Source organism: Desulfobacterales bacterium (genome assembly GCA_029211065.1).
Lineage (GTDB): Bacteria > Desulfobacterota > Desulfobacteria > Desulfobacterales > JARGFK01 > JARGFK01.
On sequence record JARGFK010000191.1, the window covers coordinates 1 to 4730 of the forward strand.

Consider the following 4730-nt stretch of genomic DNA (forward strand, 5'->3'; position numbering starts at 1 on the left):
CAACAGGGTGTCTTGGCTCCTCCATAACCGCATACTACACCATGTGGTCGGTTGAGTAAAGTGCATACCCACTATTATTAAATATGGGAGTATGGTTACCATGTATGAAAGCAGTGATCTTAGAAAGGGTTTGAAAATCGAGATTGACGGGGATCCCTATATCGTCGTTCAGTTTGATTTTGTCAAACCCGGCAAAGGACAAGCCCTGTACAAATGTAAACTCAAAAATATGATAACCGGGGCACAATTTGACCGCACTTACCGGTCCGGCGAGAAATTCAATGAAGCCAATTTAGAAGAACATGAAATGGAGTATTTATATAGTGATGGTGGAAATTATTGCTTCATGAACACCTCGACCTACACCCAGGAATTCATGTCGGATGATCAGGTGGGTGATGCCAAGAATTTCTTAAAGGAAAACACAACCTGCAGCCTGCTTTTTTTTGACGGCAGGCCCATCGGCATCACACTGCCTTATTTCGTTGAATTAAAAATTGTATTCTCGGAACCATGGGCCAAGGGCGACACTGCGGCGGGCAGCACCAAACCCGTAACCCTTGAAACCGGTTTTACCATTCAGGTACCTCCTTTTATAAATCAAGGCGAAAAGATCCGTGTGGATACCCGAACCGGCAACTATGTTGAGCGCGTCAAATAGAAAAAATCTTTTTGATGGGATTGCCATATGAAAACAAATAGCAAAGACTTCATAATCCCCCCGGCAACACCTGGGCCCCAGGAAATGGGGCTGAATCCATTAACCCTTTCATTTTCCAGGGAACTTGAAGCATCCTTCCAGGATAAATATTATCTTGATTCTCTGAAAGTGGTGCGGTTCTCCCTGCTGGCTGGAATTTTTTTCTATGGGATTTTTGGCATCCTCGACGCGGAACTGGTGCCGCAAATGAAAAACAGACTCTGGGCCATCCGCTTTTTCATCGTTTGCCCCAGCCTGTTGGGTGTCATCCTGTTTTCTTTTTTCGCGCAATTCCGGAATTATCTTCAATTTCTTCTGGCGGCCAGCATGATCATCGCCGGATCCGCCATCATCGTGATGATTTCAATCATACCGCCGCCCGCCAATTATTCCTACTATGCCGGCCTGATTCTCGTGTTTATGTGGGGGTATGCGTTTACCCGCGTTCGTTTTATCTGGGCCACCCTGGCCGGGTGGTTTATTGTGCTGTTCTATGAAATCGTGGCCATCTGGATCAACCAGACGCCGCTGCCGATTCTGATGAACAACAATTTTTTCTTTATCACTGCCAATGTGATCGGCATGGGGGTCTGTTATTCCATTGAATATTATACCCGCAGGGATTTCTTTCTGGTGTATCTGCTGGAGAGTGAACAGGAAAAGATAACGGCGGCAAACCGCAAGCTGGAAAGGCGGGTTAAGGAGCGCACCGCCCAACTGGAAATGACCAACACGGAGCTCAGAGAAGAAATTGAAGAACGCAAGCGAATCGAACAGGATCGCAAACAGCTTGAAACCAAGCTTATACAGGCGCAGAAAATGGAAGCCATCGGCACGTTGGCCGGAGGCATTGCCCATGACTTTAACAATTTGCTCATGGGGGTCCAGGGAAATGCTTCCCTGGCGCTATTGGATATTAAAGCGGTCGATCCGATTTATCGGAAATTACGGAATATCGAGCAGTATGTTATCAGGGGATCGGAACTGACACACCAGTTACTGGGTTTTGCCAGGGGCGGGAAATATATGATCCAGCCCACAGACCTGAATGATCTCATCGAAAAAAACTCAAAAATGTTTAGCTCCACCCGAAAGGAAATCATCATCACTGCCGATTACGAGGAACAGATTTGGACTGTCGAAGTCGATCAGGGCCAGATTGAGCAGGTCCTTTTAAACCTGTTTGTAAATGCCTGGCAGGCCATGCCCGGAGGCGGGTGTATTCATATTCAAACCCGGAATATACCCATGAACAGCCGCCTTCTAAAAGATTTAACATTTGAATTAAAACCCGGCGATTATGTGGAGACAAGTGTGAGCGACACCGGTATCGGCATGGATGCAGCGACCCAGCAAAGAATTTTCGATCCTTTTTTTACAACCAGGGAAATCGGCAGGGGGTCCGGTCTGGGACTTGCTTCGGCATACGGCATTGTCAAAGGACATGACGGTTTCATTCTGGTACACAGTGAAAAGAATAAGGGGACGACATTTAAATTCTATTTGCCCCGCTCAGACAAAAAAGCGCTTAAAGAAGAGGAGGTAGCCGCGACAGCCTTATTGAAGGGCGATGAAACCGTTCTGCTGGTGGATGACGAGGAGATGGTTTTGGAGGTGGGGGGCGAAATGCTGGAAAGCCTGGGCTACAAGACCATTATCGCCAGGAACGGAAAAGAGGCCTTCGCCATTTTTCAAAACAACAGCAAGGCCATCAACCTGGTTATCCTGGATATGATCATGCCGGAAATGGGCGGGGGCGAAGTTTTTGATGCCCTGAAAAGCCTTTCCCCGGATGTCCGCGTCCTTCTTTCCAGCGGGTACAGCACGGAAGGCCAGGCCGGCGAGATTCTTAGACGCGGCTGTGCCGGGTTTATCCAGAAACCTTTTAATATTCATCGGCTGTCCCGGGAAATCCGAAAAGTACTGGATGATGATTGTTAGAACCTATCTCAAAAAAATCTTTTCACCCCATATCGGCGTTGAAGCCGCGCATCAAGTCCTCGAAATTCGCGACTATTCCTGCGGGTTGATGCTTGGCTTCGCGTTCTTGTTCCGCCGAACTTCGGCGGGAGATCTGAAAAAATCTTTTTTTGAGACAGGTTCTATTTCTAAAATATGAGTCATTTGTTGGGAGTTTTATCTATTGTCTATTAACATCCGTTTCAAAAAACTGTTTAACGAACTTGAAAGTGGACATATCGACATCCGTGACCGGGTGAACTCATTTGCTGATGAGGGGCCTGAACTGGAGCTAAAGCTGTCGGCAGAGATAGACCGGTTTGATCCCTGGCGGTTTGGGATCATGGATGCGCTGGCCGAAATTTCGGACACCTTCAGCCCGGCACAAATAAAGGCCCATCAGGGCTATATCCAAACCACCGACTATTATCAAATCGTCCAGGAAGCCCCTTTCTACTGGCGGATTATAAATAAACCCAACGGGTATCCGGGCGACGCCCATATGATGAATTACATTTATCAGAACTCCTTTGAAGGCCGGACAAATTTTGGAAAGTTTTTGCATAAACATGCCGTTTCTACAAAGGCTTGTCAGTCCGTTCGCAACAGAAAAGCGTATTTGATTGAGCAGATCAAGGAAACCAATGGAGATAAGATACTGAGCCTGGCAGCCGGACCGGCCATGGAAATAAGGGAATATCTTGAAACGGCTTCAGACAACCATTTGCGTTTTATGGCCCTCGATCATGACATGGAAACGCTTGTTAAGTTCAGGCCGGCGAACCAAAACGCCCGCTTTCGATACGCGCTGGCCAATGCATTTACCTTAATGGCGGGGAATTATCAGACCGCCATACCGCGGGATTTCATGTTGCGATTTTGCTACCCGCGCAGGGATTTCAGGGGGTTTCGCAAAATATTCATCCCGCTGAAATATGAACTGGTTGATCTTCAACCGGAAGATTTTGATCTGGTCTACAGCGCCGGTCTGTACGACTATATTAAAACCTATCCCCTGGATGACACCAAAGGTACGGCCGGTCTTACAAAAAACCTGTTCGGCCTGGTAAAACCCGGCGGCAAACTCATTGTCGGAAACTTCAATTACAACAATCCCCGGGACCTTCGATTCGTTATGGAATATATTTATGGCTGGAAATTGATCTATCGCGAAGAAAATGAGATGTATGAGTTTCTAAGGGCGATTCCAACAAACGAAATCGAAGATGTCCAGTTGTTCACGGAACCGACCGGGATCAATTATTTTCTAAAGATCGTAAAGCAGGCTTAAGGCCGATATCAATCAGACACATATGCTTCGAGGGCCTCTCTATGTCTGAATTCACAAAACTCCACCCCCACATAGTTGCCCTCTATTTTTTTCACGATGCCTTCTTCGTACACAAAAGACATTTCAAGATCATCCAGATTAAACTTCAGTGCCAACCGATCACCCACATGCATGAATTGTTTTGAATTCAGATCGAATCCGATCCCGGACTTTGAAATATTTTTAACTTCGATGATACCCCTACGCTGGCTTCTTTCATGGACAAATGCGCCGGTTAACTCCGCGGCTTTTCTAAGGTGCCTGCGTTTGTCAAAAATGACAGAAAATGAGTGGCCGCAGGGGTATTTGAATTTCATGGGATCCCCGTTGTTATTGATGCGGTCCATCAGGGGGGTCAAATCCTTTTTCCATGACTTTCCGCACTCCGGACACGCAAACGCAGCAACATTTTTAAAATCGATAAAGACTTTTTCCGCCACTTTAGCTCCAACAAATGCTTAAAATTAAAAAATCCCATCCGGCTGGATTTTTTGTCACCTGTTTATGCTTTTTGTTATCCTTTTTCAAGCAAAAAATGAGGTTGCGGACCCTAAAAGCCAACTGATTTTAAAATGCCTGCCTGATTTCGTGTAGAGGTAAAACCTGTCTAAAATATAAAACGGGCGTATAAAATAGTATACGGTTAAAAGCCTCTAAATATCATTTATCTATGAACGCAAATAACGGTTGGCATTCATATTGCTAAGCGGCCAATAGCGCGATCAACCGATCGGGCAAATC

At 46.2% G+C, this 4730-nt stretch carries 4 protein-coding genes; 3 read left to right on the forward strand and 1 reads right to left on the reverse strand.

Features of this window, described 5'->3' with window-relative positions:
* Window positions 1–100: 100 nt before the first annotated feature.
* From efp to P1P89_22300, 3 genes are all read left to right on the forward strand, one after another.
* Window positions 101–661: an elongation factor P gene (gene efp / locus P1P89_22290; protein ID MDF1594250.1), complete on the forward strand. Its 561-nt coding sequence runs from the start codon at window positions 101–103 to the stop codon at window positions 659–661.
* 27 nt (window positions 662–688) lie between these two features.
* The gene (locus tag P1P89_22295; GenBank protein MDF1594251.1) at window positions 689–2641 is read left to right on the forward strand and encodes a response regulator; all 1953 of its coding nucleotides are present in this window, start codon (window positions 689–691) and stop codon (window positions 2639–2641) included.
* 202 nt (window positions 2642–2843) lie between these two features.
* Window positions 2844–3950 carry a hypothetical protein gene (locus P1P89_22300; protein ID MDF1594252.1) on the forward strand — a complete coding sequence of 369 codons (1107 nt, stop codon included), beginning with the start codon at window positions 2844–2846 and terminating at the stop codon, window positions 3948–3950.
* Window positions 3951–3958: 8 nt separating this feature from the next.
* On the opposite strand, the gene P1P89_22305 is transcribed toward P1P89_22300, so the two are convergent.
* Entirely contained in the window at window positions 3959–4429 is a 471-nt protein-coding gene (locus tag P1P89_22305; GenBank protein ID MDF1594253.1) for a PilZ domain-containing protein, read from the reverse strand.
* Window positions 4430–4730: the final 301 nt, after the last annotated feature.

Coding starts and splice junctions, on each gene's coding strand:
- P1P89_22295 (MDF1594251.1), top strand. CDS start 689: ATGAAAACAAATAGCAAAGACTTCATAATCCCCCCGGCAACACCTGGG.
- efp (MDF1594250.1), top strand. CDS start 101: ATGTATGAAAGCAGTGATCTTAGAAAGGGTTTGAAAATCGAGATTGAC.